This is a genomic window from Streptomyces sp. NPDC003011 (assembly GCF_053591515.1).
Window position 1 is genome coordinate 1 of the sequence record NZ_JBSFTY010000010.1, and the last position, 17,574, is coordinate 17,574.

Genomic DNA, 17,574 nt, shown 5'->3' on the forward strand with positions numbered 1-17,574 from the left:
CCCGCGCGACGCGCGGCGGCCGAGGTCGGGACTCACCTGGCGCCCCTGCGTCACGGCGGTGGCCCCGGCGTCCGCGCGCCGGCCGCGGAGGGCGGTATGAGGATGATGGGTGCCAGCCTGCCAGGAGAGGCCCGCTTCGGTGTCCCGCCGGGCGGCGAGCGCGCCGGCGCACGCCGACTCCCCGCCGCGTTGAGCCGCTCCCACACTCATGATCGCCCCGGGGACCGTTCCTGTGGACGCGTGACGAGATCGCCGACGTCACCGCCTGCGTCGAGGCCTGATGTCCTGCGATGGCTGGGACTCGCAACCGAACGGACCGCGGAGGCGAACTCCAGGTCAGTGAGGTCACACCTCAAGAGGTAGATGATGAGTCAACCAACGGCTACACTCGTTGTATGACTCAACAACCGCAATGGCTCACCCCGGGGGAGGAAGGCGCCTGGCGCGGCTTCGTTCGCATGCAGGAGCAGCTGGGCGGACGGCTCTCCCGCCACCTGCAGTCGGAATCCGATCTGTCCACCGCTGACTTCGCGGTGCTCGTCGACCTCAGTGAAGCCCCGGGTGGCCGCAAGCGTCATGCGGATCTCGCCAAGTGCCTGGAGTGGGAGAAGAGCAGGATGTCCCATCAGGTGTCCCGCATGGCGAAACGCGGGCTGGTGGTCCGGCGGGAGTGTCCCGAGGACGGGCGCGGCGCGTTCGTGGTCATCACCCCGGCGGGCCGGGAAACGATCGCGGCGGCCGCGCCCCGCCACGTGGAGGCCGTGCGCCGGCTGTTCGTCGACCTCCTGGCACCGGAGGAGCTTCGCCTGTACGCCGGCGTGGCGAACCGGGTGGCCGAGCGTATCGAGGAGCAGGCCTAGCCGGTGGCCGGAATAGAGATGTGCGGCAGCTCGTTGCACAGTCATAGTTGATGTATCAACCTCATGGAAAGGCTGAAGGCGATGCAGTTCGGCATCTTCACCGTCGGTGACGTGACCACCGATCCGACGACGGGGCGCACCCCGAGCGAGCGTGAGCGGATCAAGTCGATGGTCGCCATCGCGCAGAGGGCCGAGGAGGTGGGGCTGGACGTCTTCGCCACCGGCGAGCACCACAACCGGCCGTTCGTGCCGTCCTCCCCGACCACGATGCTGGGCTGGATCGCCGCCCGTACCGAGCGGATCATCCTGTCCACGGCGACCACGCTGATCACCACCAACGACCCGGTGAAGATCGCCGAGGACTACGCGATGCTCCAGCACCTGGCCGACGGGCGGGTGGACCTGATGATGGGCCGGGGCAACACCGGCCCGGTCTATCCGTGGTTCGGCAAGGACATCCGGGAGGGCATCAACCTCGCGATCGAGAACTATGCCCTGCTGCGTCGGCTGTGGCGCGAGGACGTCGTCGACTGGGAGGGGAAGTTCCGCACACCACTGCAGGGCTTCACCTCCACGCCGCGCCCCCTGGACGACGTACCGCCGTTCGTCTGGCACGGCTCGATCCGCTCGCCGGAGATCGCCGAGCAGGCCGCGTTCTACGGTGACGGCTTCTTCCACAACAACATCTTCTGGCCCAAGGAGCACACCAAGCGGATGATCGACCTGTACCGGGACCGGTACGCGCACTACGGCCACGGCACCCCCGAGCAGGCCATCGTCGGCCTGGGCGGCCACGTCTACATGCGCCCCAAGTCCCAGGACGCCGTCCGCGAGTTCCGCCCCTTCTTCGACCACTCGCAGCAGATGGGCGGCGGGATCTCCATGGAGGAGTACATGGAGCAGACCCCGCTGACCGTCGGCACCCCCGAGCAGGTCATCGAGAAGACGCTCACCTTCCGCGAGTACGCCGGCGACTACCAGCGCCAGCTGTTCATCGTGGACGGCGGCGGAGTCCCGCTGGAGACCGCGCTCGAGCAGATCGACATGCTCGGTGAGGAGGTCGTACCGGTGCTCCGGAAGGAGTTCGCCAAGAACCGGCCGGCCGACGTGCCCGACGCCCCCGACCACGCATCCCTGCTCGCGGCGCGCGACGCAGAGCGCGCGGCGACCGCCTGACCGGTTGCCGGAGACCACACGAAAGGATCTGACGATGAAGCCCCTGAAGCTGGTGGTCGTGTCAGCGGGCCTGAGCCTGCCCTCCTCCACCCGGCTGCTCGCCGACCGGCTCGCCGACGCCACCCGCCGGAGCCTGGCGGACGCGGGACGTGAGACGGACGTGCACGAGGTCGAACTGCGCGACCTGGCGACGGACATCGCGCACCACCTGGTCAACGGCTTTCCGGGGCCCGCCCTGCGCGGCGCGCTGCAGGCCGTCGAGGAGGCCGACGGTGTCATCGCCGTCACGCCGGTCTTCTCCGCCTCGTACAGCGGGCTGTTCAAGTCCTTCTTCGACGTGCTGGACAACACCGCGCTCGTCGGCAGTCCGGTGCTGATCGCGGCCACCGGCGGCAGCTCCCGGCACTCGCTCGTGCTGGAACACGCGCTGCGCCCGCTGTTCGCGTACCTGCGGGCGATCGTCGTCCCCACCGCCGTGTACGGGGCGTCCGAGGACTGGGGCACGGCCGGGGACGGGCGCAGCGACGGTCTCGCCGCCCGGATCGGCCGGGCCGGCGGCGAGCTGGCGGGTCTCATGGGCGGCCGCCCGGCCGACGCCGAGCCCACCGAGACCGTTGTGCGGTTCGAGCAACAGCCGGCCGCACTCAGGCCGGCGTGAGGACGCGTGCAGGGCACGCGGGAACTGGAAGGGAGGACCGAAGACTGATGAGCGGGAACTTCAACGAGTACCCGGCGGGCGACGGGGTGGCGCCCGACCGTTGGGCGAGCGCTCTGCACCTGTTCGACAACGGCGCCGGTCTGCCGCACGAGGAGACCACCGGCGAACGCTGGGAGCGGGCTCAGCTGCTCTTCGACGCCAAGGACTACATCGGCGCCGCCCGGCTGCTGGCCGTCGTCGTCGAGGATGCCCCGGAGCAGACCGGCCCGCGGCTGCTGCTGGCTCGCGCCTACTACCACTCCGCTCAACTGAGCCGTGCTGAGGAGCAGTTGCGTCTGGTGATCGACCGCGACCCGGTGGAGCACTACGCTCACCTGATGCTGGGCCGCACCCTGCAACGCCAAGGGCGGCAGGACGAGGCGGGACCCTGGCTGCGCGTGGCCGCCGCCTTCTCCGGCGAGTTCCCGGCCGACGGCTGAGCGTCGCGGGGCCGAGCATGCGAGGGCGGCGGGCACCAGTCGGGCTGGTGCCCGCCGCCCCTCGCGGCCGTCAGGCCCTCCGCCCAGGCGCCCAGGCGCCCGGCTCGTGGGGGCCGTGGTCGCCGGTGACGGTGAAGCCGGACCGCTGCGAGCAGCGCTGAGGTGTTGTCCGCGCAGATGACGAGCTTGCCGCGCAGGTGGTGCGTACGGCTCTCGCCGAGCTCGGCGGCCGTTTTCCGTGAGGGGTAGATGCGCGGAAACGGAATGGGAACGCTCAAGAGGACGGGCACCCGTGACCGGCCATGATGCGGCCGACCTGGCGTCCGGACATCCGGGCCGCCGTCATCGGCAAGGCCCGGGTCAACGTGCACCGCAAACTGCTCAAGACGACGGAGACGACGGAGACGACGGAGATGACGGGCCGGTACCCGCTGGAATTCCTGCCCTACGCGGAGACCGGCATGCCGAAGCCTGGTGCCTTCCGCCCCGGACCCACCCCGGGCCTGGCCGAACTGGAGGGCTTCCAGTCGGTGCTGTGGCCGGTGGTCGACCTGATGGTGGAGCAGGGCCTGAACCCGGCTCGCCACGTCAAGGGTGGCGACGCCGTTGCAACCGAAGGGGAGTTGGGCTGTGGGGGAGTTCGAGGACACGATCGAGCGCGCCGACCGGGAGGCGTTCACCAAGGAGCCGCCGAAATCCCTCAAGGGCCAGATCGGCTCCCTGCTCAAGCAGTTCGGCAGCGCGAGAGCCGTCGCAGCGGAGCTGGGGGTCACCGCCGACTCCGTCAACGGCTACCGTCGCGGCGCCCGCAAGCATGCCAGCGCCTACGTCGCGCGAAGAGCGACGACGCGGTACGGGCCCGCTGGCAGCCGCTGGTGCGGCAGCGCCGGCAGCGCCGGGCGGCCAGGAGGGAGCATGGTGGGGACCCGCGCCCGGTTCACCTGCACCGCCCCGGTCGGCACGACCGACGACGGACGGTTCCGGCGACTCACCGTGCACCGTACAGGCCGTGTGGGCGACCGTCGGGCTGGCCGCTGGCCGCTGGCCGCTGGATGCTGCTGCCCTCCGGGCCGGCGGAGGACGCCGACGCGGTGATCGGCGATCGCCTCGCCCAGATCCGTACCACGTTGATCACACTGGCGGTGACCTTGCGGTGCCCTCCCGGTCGCCGTAGCCGTCGTCATCACGGCAGGCCGTCCGCCCAACCGGCGCCTCCTTCCGTGCCGCGTTCCGTGCCGCGTTCCCGAGCCTGTGGGAGCTCTGCTGGCGCCGGCCGTCACCAGGTCTACGCCTTGGCCGTGGCCGCCGGCTGGGAGGTGCGCGCCGCGGCGAACAGGAACAGTCCGCAAGCCCCCACGAGCAGCCATCCCGTGTGGGACGCACGAGCGAGATCGGGAGGGCGGACGCCCGTGACGAGGGCTCCGGCGACGGCGACGCCCACCGCCGAGCCCATCTGACGAGCGGTCGAAGTGATCGCTCCGGCCACGCCGGCCCGGGACGGAGGCAGTCCGCCGACTGCGATGCTGGTGAGAGGTGCGTTGGCGAATCCGAATCCGATGCCGATGAGCAGGTAGGCGAGCAGGAGCAGCAGCACGTTCGTGTCCTGGCCGAGGTTCACCAGGCTCAGGCCGCCGACGGTGATGAACCCACCGGCAAGGAGGAGCGGACGTCGCGGTCCCAGGCGTCCCACCATGATGCCGGACCAGGGCGCGCACAGGATGGCCCCGAGCGCCATGGGCAGGGTCGCCGTGCCTGCGGCGAACGGACTCCAGCCGCGTCCGTGCTGGAGGTAGAACGTGGTGAGCATCAGGCTCACGTTGAGTGCGACGAACACCGCCATCGCTCCCAAGACCGCCGTGAGGAAGGGAGGACGCCGGAAAAGCCCCAGGTCCATCAAGGGTTCCCGCCGACGGAGTTCGACCCGGACGAACGTGAAGGTGGCGACTGCGATCAGGGCGTAACCGGTCAGCGCCGTGGGTGAGGCCCAGCCGATGTGGGGCCCTTCGATGAGGACGCCGACGGAGAGGAACAGAGCCGCGGTGAGAAGCACCTGGCCGGGCAGGTCCAGCCGCCGGGCGCGCGCCGCTCGGGACTCCGGTACGAACACGGCGACCAGCACAAGGGCGGCGACGACGACCGGTGCGTTGATCCAGAACACCGACCGCCAACCGAACGCGGCGATGAGCGCCCCGCCGGTGACCGGCCCCGCCGCCATGCTGAGCCCGAAGACCGACGCCCAGATACCGATCGCCCGGGCCCGCTCCCGTGGGTCCGGCATCGCGTTCACGACGATGGCCAGGGCCACGGGGCTCAGCATCGAGGCCCCGATACCCTGGACGGCCCGCGCCGCGACGAGCAGGCCGGGTGACGGAGCCAGGGCACAGGCCAGCGAGGCGATGCCGAAGAGAACCAGTCCGCACTGGAAGACCCGGCGCCGTCCGAAGCGGTCCGCGAGCGCGCCGGACACGATGAGGAGGCTGGCCAGGACCACGGTGTAGGCGTCGACGATCCATTCGAGACCGCGCGTGCCCACGCCCAGGCCGCGCCCGATCTCGGGCAGACCCACGTTGACGATGGTGGTGTCCACACCCACCAGGAACATGCTCAGCGCGCAGACGGCGAGTACCGTCCAGCGCCGACGCGCACTGAGCGCGAGTGGTGGTGCGGCCAGGGATGCGGCGGTCACGGGAGTTCCCCTTCGGTGGTGCCGGGATGATCTGCCCGCTCATGCTCGGTTCTGCGGGGAGCCGAGGCCCAGAAACTTTGCGAAGACTGCAAAATGGCCCGATGGATGTGGAACTCTCGGAAATCCTCGACGGCATCGGGCCGCGGCTGCGTGAACTGCGCCGCGACCGCGGACTCACCCTGGAGACACTCGCGGACGAGACCGGGATCTCGGTGAGCACGCTGTCGCGTCTTGAGTCAGGCCGACGGCGCCCGACCCTCGACCTGCTCATCCCGCTCGCGCGCATTCACCGGGTCGCACTGGACCAGCTCGTGGCGGCGCCGGCCACCGGCGACCCGCGTGTCCACCTCAAACCCCGCAGCCAGGGACGCGGGAGTGTCCTCGTACCGCTGACGCAGTACCCCGGCCGGGTCCAGGTCTTCAAGCAGGTACTCGCACACCGCGAGCCGAAGCTCGTCACCCACCGCGGCTACGAATGGCTGTATGTGCTCGCCGGTGAACTCCGCCTCATCCTCGGCGAACGGGAGGCCACTCTCCGACCGGGCGAGGTGGCCGAGTTCGACACCACAGAGCCCCACTGGTTCGGCCCCGCCGGCACGGACGCCGTCGAGATCCTGCACATGTTCGGCCCGCACGGCGACCAAGCAGTCGTCCGCACCGGTCCGTAGGCGGCCGCCGGTGGAGCCGGCCGCTTTGATCTGGCTGCGGGCGCGGGTGCAGTCCTACGTGGAGGTTCATGTCGGGGCGGTTCGTCGGAAACTCTCTCGCCGTCCGCGGACGGCTGAAGCACGGCTTCCACCAGTGCCAGCGCGGCACGCTCGGCACCAGTGAAGTACGGCGAGTCCGGCCAGGAGGCCACCGACGTGATCCGCTCCTCCGACTCCCCGGCCTTGCGCAGGAAGCCCGTGTGCAGAACGGTCAGGTAAGTGCTGCCGACGATCTGACCAGCACGCAACTGGACGAGGCTGATCGTGGAGCGCGGCACCGAACCATTGCCAGTGACCTTGAACAGCGCCGCCGACAACTCCGCCAGCTCGGGAACGAGTTGCGCCGGATCCTCGGACATCCGCGGAACCATCGGTACCTCTGATCAGGCGGAGGCCCGGGGCAGGCAGTGCCGGCGAGTGGCCCTCTGCGGAGACCGCTCGGACAGCCGTGCCGATCCGCGTCTTGTGCAGGACGCCGCGATGCGAGCAGCACCAGCACGGCGAGCAGGGTGGCCGTGAGGTCCCGTGGGGTGATGCCGGCCGCCCCAGCTCGCTCGCGCTCTGGATGTTGTACTGGGTGGGCGTAGGAGGCGGAGACCACTCCCGTCCTCCGTCGGGCAGCCCAGCTCTGTGTCCTGTTCGCCGCCACCGCAGCCGGTTGGCCGGGTGTCAGCACGGATGCGTGCCGGTCGGCCCGGCCCGGCCCGGCCCGGGGCGATCGACTGCTGGGTTACGGCACCGGAGAGGCGGGGCCGGCGCCTCTGTGCCGACCGGTGGGGCATAGGTCATTGCCTTGTCCGCCGCGCTGTCGGCAGCTCAGCGCAGGGTCCGCACGAAGACGTCTCCGATCAGGTTGGTGTCGTCGGGGACCAGACCGGGGTGATAGGAGTCGAAGACGGCCGTCGACTCGTCCGCGCTCAGTGCCGCTCGGCCCACGATGACGGGCTTGCCGTCCTGTCCCGGTGAGAGCAACTCCTCGTGGCCGGTGCGCTGATCGCGCAGGATCAGCCCCAGCGTCCTGCGGTCCGCGTCGGCCGTGTTGAGGAGCAGCTTCGAGCCGTTCGCCGACAGATCCGAAACCAGGGTGACATCGGTGGGGGAGTGGCCGTCGTACCGCTGAAGTGTGCCGGTGCGCAGGTCGCGGACGAAGGCGTTCCACGATGTGCTGGTGTCCCCGTTGGGGTCGGTGCCCGGGACCAGGTTCGTGGCCACCGAGTTGAAGCCGACCTTGGAGCCGTCGGCGCTCAGCACCGGAGCGAGCGCCGACCTGTCGGCCGGCGCCCCGTTGTGGGTGACGTCGGCCTGCGCGGTCTGCCCGGTCAGGCGGTCGTACACCAGGATGTCCGCCTTGTCGTCGTCGGACGGCCCCGAGTAGCCGACCCGGTAGGCCACCTTGCGGCCGTCGGCGCTCATGGAGATGTCCTGGCACTCGCGGTCCGTGGACGGGCCGGCCCGCCACAACTGCTGGGTCCGGCGGTCCAGGAGCATGATCCGGCAGCGGGACACCCCGCTCTCGTCGGCGGCGGTCTCGGCCACGAAGGCCAGGTACCGTCCGTCCGCGCTGAGCGGGGCGGCGCCGTAGTCCGCGCGGTAGCCGTCCTCCAGCGCGGGCGCCACGGGTTCGACGCGCCCGGTGCGCAGGTCCATCACGTGGACGGAGTACTTCTGGGTCGTGGCCGAGTACGAGGTGAACGTCAGGTGGCGCCCGGAATCGGACACCCGGGGCAACATCGTCGACTCACCCGGCAGCGTCACGCGCTTGAGGGGCGCACCGGGAGCCGTCCGGTAGAAGACGCTGTTGGGCACGTCCGTTCCGGGCATCAGGTTGGTCGCCGACGACATGAAGGCGACGACACCTCCGTCCGCGCTGACGACCGGAGTTACCGAGTGGTAGTTCCCGCCGGTGCCGTCGGGTGCCACGCTGAGCCGTTCGGTGCGCGGGGCCAGGTCGGCGCCCGCCGCCCCCGCGGGCCAGGTCAGACAGGTGAGGGCGGCCGCCAGGGCGGCGGTCATGGAGATGCGTGGTAATGGTCTCATCAGGTGGTTCCCCCTTCGGCCGAGGACGGCCACAGTCACCCCCGTGCACTCGTGCCCGGTAACGCGCCGACACGGTCTGTGCGGAGGACTCACGCGATGAAACCGCGGAGTGCGTCCTGGGTCAATGCACGCACAGACGACTTTCGACCTGATCCGCAGAGAAACCGGTCCTGTCGCCTGGCGGGGTGCATCGGCTGCCGGGGCTTCCGGCCGGGGAACAGCCAGGCATCGCTACGGCCATCGCACCCGACTCCGTCACCCGAGGGAAGCGAGGAGCCCCATGCCCGGCCGCCGCCCCGCCATGACCTTCCGGCACACCGTCCGCGCCACCGGTGGCCACCGCCGCCTGCGCCGCCGCCTGCGCCGCCGCCCTGGCCGTGCTGACGCACCCCGCGCCGGCCGCTCACGCCCGGCCGTAGTAGCACCGCGTGCGCTGACTGCCGTCCGACCAGGTCCTCGAACCGGCTCCCCGCTCGGTCCGGGTATCGCCGACTGCGCGGTGCGGCAGGTCCCACGCGCCCACGCCCGCCCCGACGCGGGCACCGTGGGCGTGGTCATGCTCCGGCACCAGCCTCGGACCCGGCCAGGCGCCTGGGCAGCCTGTTCGTCAACCCCGGCGGCCCCGGCCGGTCAGGCCTGCGCTTCGCCTATCGGGCGGAGAACTACCTGTCGGCCGAGGTCCCCGCGCGGTACGACGTGATCGGCTTCGACCCGCGCGGCGTCGGGCAGAGCGCGGCCGTGCGGTGCTTCACCAGCCAGGAGGCGGCAGCCACCGCGCTCGCCGGGAAACGCCAAGCGCCCCTGACCCGCGCGGAGGTCACGGCGCGCAGAGCGCGCCTGCACGGACGCCTGCGCGCGACGGCGGGCCCTGCTTCCGCACATGACACCGCCTTCGTCGCCCCGCGATCCTCCGCCAACGGCCATGCCACCTTCCGCCCGTCCGCGTGCTGCCGCTGGGCCTGCGAGTCGGCGGTGCCGTCGAGGAGAGTCACCTTGGCGCCGCGCGGCTGCACGGTGATCAGGTCGGGGTTGACACGACCGGCCGTGTGTTCAGAGTCCGTCCGCGTCCCCTGGCGGACCGTCACGGCAGTCGACGACGGCCGCCCGAGTTCCGGGTGTTCAGGCTGCCCCGATGGTGGAACTGATCACAGGTGGGCAGCACTTAATCCCGGGAAGCCTTCCGAGAGTGGGCCCGGGGAGAGGCGGTGACGACGGGTGAGTGAGCAGGGTGGCCGCGACTGGGTGTGCATGACTCCGGACGACTTCGACCGTGACGCGCCGCCACGACCGGAGGCGGACGGACGGATCCCGGCCGAGCTGGACGAGTGCGGTACGGCTCCCCTCTTCGGCGACGAACCGGCTCCGGCAAGGACAGGCCGGTCCGCTCCGCGCTCTGCTCAAGGAGCGTGCCAGGAGCGGCTGTTCTGACCCCCGGGCAGTCCTCGCGGACCGCGGGGCCGCTTGACGCCCGCGTCATCCGGTGCGTCGGGCGTGCTCCCTGCGCGGCGTCCCTGCCGCTGCCGACGCGCCAGATCTCCGTCGCGCGTGCCCCTGGACCGGGCCTCCTTGAGCGGGCGAGGCCTCAGCGTCGTTCTGGATGCCATGAAGGCGGCTGCGGGGGAGCGCTGTGAATCTGATCCATGTCTCGGAGGGAAGAGATCTACGGGCGGCTCGGCACGCGACATTCCGCCACCCAGCTCCGTGTGCGGGCCGCGGTGAAGGTTGCGCCGCTGATCGAGGTGCCGGAAAGCCGGACCGGGGAAGACCGACTGAACCGATGGCTCCGCATGGGCTGGCGATGACTCGGTCCGGCGTTCTACGGAGTGGAGGGTTGCAGCGAGCGCCACGCGCATTGCCGTACCGGGGCGCGCGGGCTAAGGCCTGTCCGGCGGATCTTGCGACCGTCTCGGTCTTGGTTCGTTGGCATGCGCATGGGGCGGGGACATCTCAATCCGCCTTTGCCCCAAGCCGTGATCACTTACTGATCATTTCAGAATGAGGTTCGGAGTCGTCGCAAGCAGATGATGCTGCAAGCGAGTTGGAGCACTCCGAGGTGGAGGTCGGCGCGTATCTCGTAGCGGGTCCGCAGGCGTTTGAACTGGTGGAGCCAGGCGAAGGTGCGCTCGACGACCCACCTGGTCTTGCCCAGGCCGGATCCATGGGCGGTGACCTTGCGGGCGATCTTCGGCGTGATGCCGCGAGCGCGGAGGAGTCGTCGGTGCTTGTCGTAGTCGTAACCGCGGTCGGCGAACAGCCGCCGCGGCCGGTGACGGGGCCGGCCCACCAGGCGGCGGATGCGGGGGATTGCGTCCAGCAGGGGTATGAGCTGGGTGACGTCGTGACGGTTTCCGCTGGTCAGCGACACCACAAGCGGCGTTCCGTGCCGGTCGGTGATCAGGTGGTGCTTGCTGCCGGGGCGGCTGCGGTCGACCGGCGACGGTCCAGTGTGAGCCCCCCTTTGAGGGCCCGGACGTGCGAGGCGTCGACCGCGGCGTCCTCCATGTCCAGCAGGCCGGCTCTGCGGAGTTCCGCGAGGAGGATTTCGTGCAGGCGGGGCCAGACGCCGGCCTCGGTCCAGTCCCGCAGGCGCCGCCAGCACGTCACCCCGCTGCAGCCGATCGTCTCGGTCGGCACATCCGCCCAGGTCACACCCGTGCGCAAGACGTAGACGATCCCGCGCAGAGCCGCACGGTCATCCACCGGCAGGCGGCCCGGATACCGCCGACGCCGCGGCGGACGAGGAGGGAGCAGCGGCGCGACACGTTCCCACAGATCATCAAGCACAAGATCATCCGACACCTGGACCACTCTGCCGCCACCGAATCCGATCGCCAAGCCCTCACACCGAACTCATCCCGAAAAAATCAGTGAAGGGTGTCCGCGCCTTTGTCAAATGCCTCCCTGTGTCGTTCGACTTCGGGGAGGTGCTCGGCGGTCCAGGAGCGCAGGATCGAGAAGGGCTCCTCAAGCGTGCGGCCCAGCGGTGTGATCCGGTACTCCACAGCAACGGGGCGTTGCATCAGTACCCGGCGCTCGACGAGGCCGTTGCGTTCCAACCGTCGCAGTGCCTGCGTCAGCGATTTTTGAGTGACCCCATCGAGCTCTCTCTTGAGCTCGTTGAAGCGTCGCGGCTGCCGGCACAACGCGGCCAGCAGCAGATGACCCCACTTGTCCAGCAGCTGATCCAGGAGCTCGCGCTGCGGGCCGACGATGGTCTCGTGACCGGCCCGATCTTCGCGGATACCAGGTTTCTTTGAAGTACCTGCCATGTACCAGGTATACCAGAGATACCGGCAACCCAAAGGAATCTCATGACCGAACAGCCCCTGCCCAGCCTCAATCTCAAGCGCCAGGACGGAGTGCTATGGGTCTCGATTGATGTTCCGCCCGTCAACCTGATGACGGCGCAGCTCATGCTCGACCTGGACGCCGTCGCTGCATCGGCCGAGAATGATCCCGATCTGCACGTCATCGTGGTCCAGAGCGCTAATCCGGAGTTCTTCCTGGCGCACGGCGACCTGTCATTCGTGGAGGACCCCGCGACCTACGCCGCCCTCCCGGTCGCGGAGGAGACGCTTGTCGGGACGGGCCCGATGATGCGGCTTCATGAACGCTGGCGGCGTCTGCCTCAGACCACCATCGCCAAGGTCGCGGGACTCGCCCGTGGCGGTGGAGCCGAGCTGGTCTCCAGCCTGGATCTGCGATTCGCGGCCCTCGAGACTGCGGCGTTCGGCCAGTTCGAGGCACTGATCGGCATCGTCCCTGGAGCCGGTGCAACTGCCCACCTGCCCCGCCTCGTGGGTCGCGCTCGCGCTCTCGAGATCGTGCTGACAGGCGGGCTCGTCGACGCGGCGACTGCCGAGCGGTGGGGTTGGGTGAACCGAGCTCTGCCCACCGCAGAACTGGATGAATATGTTGAGTGGGTCGCACTGGCCATCGCGTCTCTGCCCGACGGTGTCCGCGCTGCGGCTATCGAAGCAATCGACGCGGCCGACGGCACGCTTGAGGACGCACTGCGCGCGGAAAACCGCCTGCTCGGCGAAACGTTCACTCCCGCGTCTGGAGAGCTTGCCCGGGCAGCGCTCGCGGCGGGGGTTCACACGCGCGAGGTGGAGCTGAACCTCGAAAAGGTGCTGCGCGCGAACCTCGTCCGACATTCGTAACGAATCGTCCTGCGCGGGTGGAGTGCAGAAGTTGTCCGTACGGTCCGTTTGGTAATTCGGGTCGAACGACCGTACGGGCCGCCTCCAACTCTGTACTCTGTGAAGCTGATTGTTTCGGGATGAAGTTCGGTGTGAGGGCTTGGCGATCGGATCCGGTGGCGGCAGAGTGATCCAGGTGCCGGATGATCTTGTGCCTGATGATCTGTGGGAACGTATCGCTCCGCTGCTGCCGCCCCGGCCGCCGCGCCGTCATCGGTATCCCGGACGCCTGCCGGCGGACGACCGCGCGGCCCTGCGAGGCATCGTTTTAGATACTGCGTAAGAACGTGAGCTGGAGAGATGTACCCGCCGAGCAGACCGGGTGCAGCGGCGTGACAGCGTGGCGGCGGTTGCGGGACTGGACCGAGGCCGGGGTGTGGTCCCGCCTGCACAAAGTGCTCCTGGCCGAGCTGCGCAAGGCAGGACTGCTGGACATGGACGACGCTGCGATCGGCGGCTCACACGTTCGAGCCCTCAAAGGGGGGCTCACACCGGGCCTTCGCCGGTTGACCGCGCACGGCCGGGCAGCGAACGCCACCTGATCGTCGACCGGCACGGCACCCCTCTCGCCGTCACCCTGACCGGCGGAAACAGGCACGACGTCACCCTGACCGGCGGAAACAGGCACGACGTCACCCAGTTGACACCCCTACTGGACGCGATCCCCCGCATCCGAGGACTTCGCGGACGACCGCGGCACCGGCCAGGCCGGCTCTTCGCCGACCGCGGCTACGACTACGACAAGTACCGCCGCATCCTCCGAGCCCGCGACATCACACCCAAGATCGCCCGCCGAGGCGTCCCGCACGGATCGGGACTGGGCAAGACCTGCTGGGTCGTGGAACGGACCTTCACCCGGCTCCACCAGTTCAAACGCCTGCGCATCCGCTACGAGCGACGTGCCGACCTCCACCTTGGCCTGCTCCCACTCGCCTGCAGCATCATCTGCTTGCGACGCCCACGAACCTCATTCTGAAACGATCAGTTAGAGGTTGTCTCACGTGGCAAGTTCCGCGAGCTTCTTGAGTAGCTCGGGGCGGTGGCCATGGCCAGGCTTCGGCTCTGCCGGTCGTTGCGGTCTAAGTACGGGATCTTGAGGCCACGAGTAGCCCATGGCAGGCTCATGCCGCATGATCGATGAATTCGCGAAGGACAACCTGCACGGGAGACTGCGGCGGGACCGCAAGGCGCTGCTCTGGAAACTCGACGGCCTGTCCGAATACGACGCCCGCCGACCTTTGACAGTGACCGGGACCAACCTGCTCGGCCTGGTAAAACACTTGGCCTGTGTCGAGGCCAGGTACTTCGGCGAGGTCTTCGACCGGCCGTCCCCGGAACCGCTGTCCCGGTGGCAGGACCACGACGGCAGCGATCTGTGGGCGGCTGAGGACGAGGCGCGCGATCAGATCATCGGGTTCTACCGGCGCACGTGGGAACACTCAGACGCGACGATCGACGAGCTTGCCCTCGATGCCCCCGGCCACGTGCCGTGGTGGCCGGAGCCTTATCTCAACACGAACCTGTTCGCCATCCTGGTCCACGTCCTCGGCGAGACCAACCGGCATGCCGGGCACGCCGACATCCTGCGCGAAGGCGTCGACGGCCGAACCGGGATGCGCCCCGAACACGAGATGCAGATCGATGAGGACGCCCGCACCGCCTACTGCGCGAAGCTCGAGCAGGCCGCCAGATCGGCCGCATCAGTCAAGGCATAGAAGGCCGTCCCACGTGACTTGATGTTCGAGCGGCATGATGCCGGCCGTGAGTGCTGATCTGTCGAAGCGTCTGGTTCCTGATGAACTCTGGGAGCTGGTTGCCCCGTTACTGCCGTCGTTCGCGGCTCGACCGCAAGGTGGCGGGACCGCTCCGCGTGAGACGAGCGGGCCGTGTTCACCGCAGTGGTGTATGTGCTGACCAGCGGCTGCGCCTGGCGGCAGCTGCCGCCGACGTTCGGCACGTCCTCCGACACCGCACATCGCCGCTTCACGGCATGGACCGAGGTCGGCCTGTGGCGTCGGCTGCATCGGGCGGTGCTGGACGAACTCGGGGTCCGGGGCGAGGTGGACTGGACCTCGGCGATCGTCGACGCGGCCTCCGTTCGCGCCAAAAGGGGGATCGCTGACGGGGCCGAACCCGGTCGATCGCGGCAAGAAGGGCAGCAAGCTGCACGTACTGTCCGATGCCCAGGGCATCCCGCTTGCCGTCGCCGTGTCAGGTGCGAACATGCACGACAGTCTCGCCCTGAAGCCGCTCATCCTCGGCATCCCCGCCGTCCGGTCCCGCCGGGGACCACGGCGCCGCCGGCCCACCAAACTCCGTGCGGACAAGGGGTACTTGTCCACCGAACACCTCAGCTGGCTGCGCGAGCGTGGGCTCGTCGCGCGCATCGCGCGGCCAGGCATCGAGTCCGGCGAACGCCTTGGTCGGCACCGCTGGAAGATCGAGCGGTCGATCGCTTGGCTCTTCGGCTACCGTCGCCTGACCATCGGTATGAACGAAAGGGCTCGCACTTCCTCGCCTTCCTCGGCCTGGCTGCTGCCCTCACCAGCTACAAGAAGCTCGCGAAACTCGCCACGTGAGACGCCCTCTCAGCCTTCGTGACAAGATCTGGGCGTGACGACGTTGTTCCTGACGGTTGGCCTGCCCGGGGCCGGAAAGACCATGAGAGCTCGACAGCTGGCCAAGGAGCACAGCGCGCTGCGGCTGACGCCGGATGAGTGGATGCTCCCGCTGTTCGGCGATCCGCAGCCGGCCGGGAAGCGCGATGTGCTGGAAGGACGGCTGCTCTGGCTGGGTCTGGAGGCGCTGAAGCTGGGAACGAACGTGGTCCTGGATTTCGGATGCTGGTCTCGTGACGAGAGGTCCGCGATCCGCTGGTTGGTGATGTCTGTGGGCGCATCCTGTCAACTCGTGTACGTGCCGGTGGACCATGAGACCCAACGTGCTCGGATCGCCCATCGCCAGTCGACCACCCCTGATCAGACCTTCGTGATGAGCGAGACGGACCTCTTGCACTGGAGGACGCTGTTCGAGGAGCCCAACGCCACGGAACTCGATGGACATGAGGTAGGAGGTCCGCCTCCTGGGTGGTCAGGATGGCTGGAGTGGGCCGCCGACCGGTGGCCATCGCTCGCGTGACTGTCCGGCCAACCTTGGTGCCGCCCAGTAACGCAGCCGTGCCAGGAGCGCCGAGCCCGGAAAGATCCGCCGGACAGGCCATAGGCCGGCGACTCAGGACCACAGGAACAGGGGACACCATGCCGCCAGGTCACGCGCAGCAGGACACCGCTCACGACCGGCTGACCGGGCCCCGGCCCCCGGCTCCGCTTCCCTGCGATGTCGGGACTTGCGCCTGAGTCTCGCTCAGCGGAAGGTGTCACACCGGGCCATGTCTCCCGTGCGGTAGCCACGCTCGAACCACTGCTGCCGCTGTTCGGCAGAGCCGTGGGTCCAGGTGTCGGGGGTCACCCGCCCCTGGAACTTCTCCTGGATCCGGTCGTCGCCGACAGCCGCGGCCGCGTCCAGCCCGTCCCGGATGTCCGCGTCCGTAAGGCTTGTGATCAGCGGCCTGCCCGTGGACTCGTCCTTGACGGTCGTCGCGTGGTGCGCCCACACGCCCGCGTAACAGTCGGCCTGGAGCTCCGTCTTGACCGACGCGCTGTCGGCACCGGTCAGCCCGTCCTGGGACTTGTCCAACGTTCCCTCGAGATCCTGGACATGGTGCCCGTACTCGTGCGCTACCACGTAGGCCTGCGCGAAGGGCCCCCCGCTCGCTTCGAACTTCGTCCGCAGCTCGCCGAAGAAATCGAGATCGAGATAGACCTTCTGGTCGCCGGGACAGTAGAAGGGCCCCACCTGTGACGTAGCGGTGCCGCACGCCGTACTCACGCGCTGGCTGAAAAGCACTGTCGGCGCCGCTGTGTAGGCGACTTGGCGGCGCCCGGACTCCTGCGCCCAATAGTCCTGAACGCTGTTGACCACTGCCACGATGCGGCAGTCGTCCTTGGCGTTGGCATCCTGTCCGGTACGGCAATCCTGCTCGACGCGGGCGAGGGAGGACGAGGTCGGCGCCGGCTCATCATCACCGGAGGAGAGGCCCAACTGGTCAGGGCTGATCCCGAGCACGAGTCCCACGACCAGTGCGACGAGGCCGGCGATACCGCCGCCGATGGTCGCTCCGCCACCGGGGATCCGACTGCCGCGCACGTCCTGTACCTCGGAGGTGTCCAGACGGGCGTTGTCGTCGAACTGCATGGAGGGCCGCCTTTGCCGTATGTCGTTGCCGGGTCGCTGCTCCTGGTACCCCTTTTGCCGCGCCCGGCGCCCTACGAGCGGTCGAAAACGCCCGTCGTGTGAGAGTGCCCCGGCCGGTCCGGCATCCGCCCCGTTCCCAGTACCGCCATCACAGGGTCGAAAGAAGGGAAGGACCGACCGCTCCTGTCTCCGTAGGGTGGCCTCGGTCCGGGAGGCTGCAGTCCATGGCCGCAACGTTCGCGCGCGCTTCGTGGGCAGCAGAACGGGCTGGTTCGGCGAACGTCTGAGTACCGGGTGGGACTTCACAGCTTCCGGCCGTGCTGGCACAGTCGCATCCCGAAGTGCGGGAGTCGGACGGCGGCGTCCCGCGTGGGCGGAGCCACCGTGCCCACCCAGGCCATCAGCATGCGGCTGACGCGCTGACGCGCTGACGCGCTGACGCGCTGACGCGCTGACGCGCTGACGCGCTGACGCGCTGACGCGCTGACGCGCTGACGCGCTGACGCGCTGACGAC

Annotated in this window: 15 protein-coding genes and 4 pseudogenes; 12 read left to right on the plus strand and 7 right to left on the minus strand. The window is 69.2% G+C overall.

Going from position 1 to position 17,574, the window contains the following annotated elements; translation table 11 throughout:
* On the minus strand, positions 1-210 hold a 210-nt coding region (locus ACWD0J_RS07410; RefSeq protein ID WP_451494802.1), incomplete at its 3' end, for a hypothetical protein.
* Between the two features lie 185 nt (positions 211-395).
* Between ACWD0J_RS07410 and ACWD0J_RS07415 the strand changes: the two genes are divergently transcribed.
* From ACWD0J_RS07415 to tpg, 6 genes and pseudogenes are all read left to right on the plus strand, one after another.
* Positions 396-860 (plus strand): MarR family winged helix-turn-helix transcriptional regulator, encoded by a 465-nt coding sequence (locus ACWD0J_RS07415; RefSeq protein WP_451494803.1) that lies wholly within the window; start codon positions 396-398, stop codon positions 858-860.
* 81 nt (positions 861-941) lie between these two features.
* Positions 942-2,036 (plus strand): LLM class flavin-dependent oxidoreductase, encoded by a 1,095-nt coding sequence (locus tag ACWD0J_RS07420; protein ID WP_451494913.1) that lies wholly within the window; start codon positions 942-944, stop codon positions 2,034-2,036.
* 34 nt (positions 2,037-2,070) lie between these two features.
* Complete coding sequence (locus ACWD0J_RS07425; protein WP_451494804.1) at positions 2,071-2,694, plus strand: FMN reductase; 624 nt, start codon at positions 2,071-2,073, stop codon at positions 2,692-2,694.
* Positions 2,695-2,741: 47 nt separating this feature from the next.
* A complete protein-coding gene (locus ACWD0J_RS07430) occupies positions 2,742-3,173 on the plus strand; it encodes a tetratricopeptide repeat protein (RefSeq protein ID WP_451494805.1) in 432 nt (143 codons plus the stop codon).
* 296 nt (positions 3,174-3,469) lie between these two features.
* Positions 3,470-3,796: pseudogene (locus tag ACWD0J_RS07435) on the plus strand (telomere-associated protein Tap); the annotation flags it as partial.
* Between the two features lie 7 nt (positions 3,797-3,803).
* The gene (gene tpg, locus ACWD0J_RS07440; RefSeq protein ID WP_451494806.1) at positions 3,804-4,268 is read left to right on the plus strand and encodes a telomere-protecting terminal protein Tpg; all 465 of its coding nucleotides are present in this window, start codon (positions 3,804-3,806) and stop codon (positions 4,266-4,268) included.
* A gap of 190 nt (positions 4,269-4,458) precedes the next feature.
* Here the strand turns inward: tpg and ACWD0J_RS07445 are convergent, their stop codons facing one another.
* The gene (locus ACWD0J_RS07445; protein ID WP_451494807.1) at positions 4,459-5,859 is read right to left on the minus strand and encodes an MFS transporter; all 1,401 of its coding nucleotides are present in this window, start codon (positions 5,857-5,859) and stop codon (positions 4,459-4,461) included.
* A gap of 101 nt (positions 5,860-5,960) precedes the next feature.
* Between ACWD0J_RS07445 and ACWD0J_RS07450 the strand changes: the two genes are divergently transcribed.
* Positions 5,961-6,527 carry a helix-turn-helix domain-containing protein gene (locus tag ACWD0J_RS07450; RefSeq protein ID WP_451494808.1) on the plus strand — a complete coding sequence of 189 codons (567 nt, stop codon included), beginning with the start codon at positions 5,961-5,963 and terminating at the stop codon, positions 6,525-6,527.
* 80 nt (positions 6,528-6,607) lie between these two features.
* Here the strand turns inward: ACWD0J_RS07450 and ACWD0J_RS07455 are convergent.
* From ACWD0J_RS07455 to ACWD0J_RS07470, 4 genes and pseudogenes are all read right to left on the minus strand, one after another.
* Positions 6,608-6,937 (minus strand): annotated as a pseudogene (locus ACWD0J_RS07455) (carboxymuconolactone decarboxylase family protein); the annotation flags it as partial.
* Positions 6,938-7,382: 445 nt separating this feature from the next.
* Positions 7,383-8,579 carry a TolB family protein gene (locus tag ACWD0J_RS07460; protein ID WP_451494809.1) on the minus strand — a complete coding sequence of 399 codons (1,197 nt, stop codon included), beginning with the start codon at positions 8,577-8,579 and terminating at the stop codon, positions 7,383-7,385.
* A gap of 2,014 nt (positions 8,580-10,593) precedes the next feature.
* A protein-coding gene (locus ACWD0J_RS07465; protein WP_451494810.1) for an IS5 family transposase occupies positions 10,594-11,402 on the minus strand; the annotation gives its coding sequence in 2 pieces (ribosomal slippage) (positions 10,594-11,063 and positions 11,063-11,402; 810 coding nt in all).
* Positions 11,403-11,467: 65 nt separating this feature from the next.
* The gene (locus ACWD0J_RS07470) at positions 11,468-11,872 is read right to left on the minus strand and encodes a winged helix-turn-helix transcriptional regulator (protein WP_451494811.1); all 405 of its coding nucleotides are present in this window, start codon (positions 11,870-11,872) and stop codon (positions 11,468-11,470) included.
* A 42-nt stretch (positions 11,873-11,914) separates the two neighbouring features.
* Here ACWD0J_RS07470 and ACWD0J_RS07475 point away from each other — a divergent pair, with 42 nt between their 5' ends.
* The 5 genes and pseudogenes from ACWD0J_RS07475 (at position 11,915) to ACWD0J_RS07495 (ending at position 15,943) form a co-directional block, all read left to right on the plus strand.
* Positions 11,915-12,766 carry an enoyl-CoA hydratase/isomerase family protein gene (locus tag ACWD0J_RS07475; RefSeq protein ID WP_451494812.1) on the plus strand — a complete coding sequence of 284 codons (852 nt, stop codon included), beginning with the start codon at positions 11,915-11,917 and terminating at the stop codon, positions 12,764-12,766.
* 175 nt (positions 12,767-12,941) lie between these two features.
* A pseudogene (locus ACWD0J_RS07480) lies at positions 12,942-13,781 on the plus strand (IS5 family transposase).
* A gap of 154 nt (positions 13,782-13,935) precedes the next feature.
* Positions 13,936-14,520, plus strand: coding sequence for a DinB family protein (locus ACWD0J_RS07485; protein WP_451494813.1), 585 nt, complete (start codon positions 13,936-13,938; stop codon positions 14,518-14,520).
* A gap of 46 nt (positions 14,521-14,566) precedes the next feature.
* A pseudogene (locus ACWD0J_RS07490) lies at positions 14,567-15,384 on the plus strand (IS5 family transposase).
* A gap of 34 nt (positions 15,385-15,418) precedes the next feature.
* Positions 15,419-15,943 (plus strand): AAA family ATPase, encoded by a 525-nt coding sequence (locus tag ACWD0J_RS07495; protein WP_451494814.1) that lies wholly within the window; start codon positions 15,419-15,421, stop codon positions 15,941-15,943.
* 225 nt (positions 15,944-16,168) lie between these two features.
* On the opposite strand, the gene ypfJ is transcribed toward ACWD0J_RS07495, so the two are convergent.
* A complete protein-coding gene (gene ypfJ, locus ACWD0J_RS07500; protein ID WP_451494815.1) occupies positions 16,169-17,059 on the minus strand; it encodes a KPN_02809 family neutral zinc metallopeptidase in 891 nt (296 codons plus the stop codon).
* Positions 17,060-17,574: the final 515 nt, after the last annotated feature.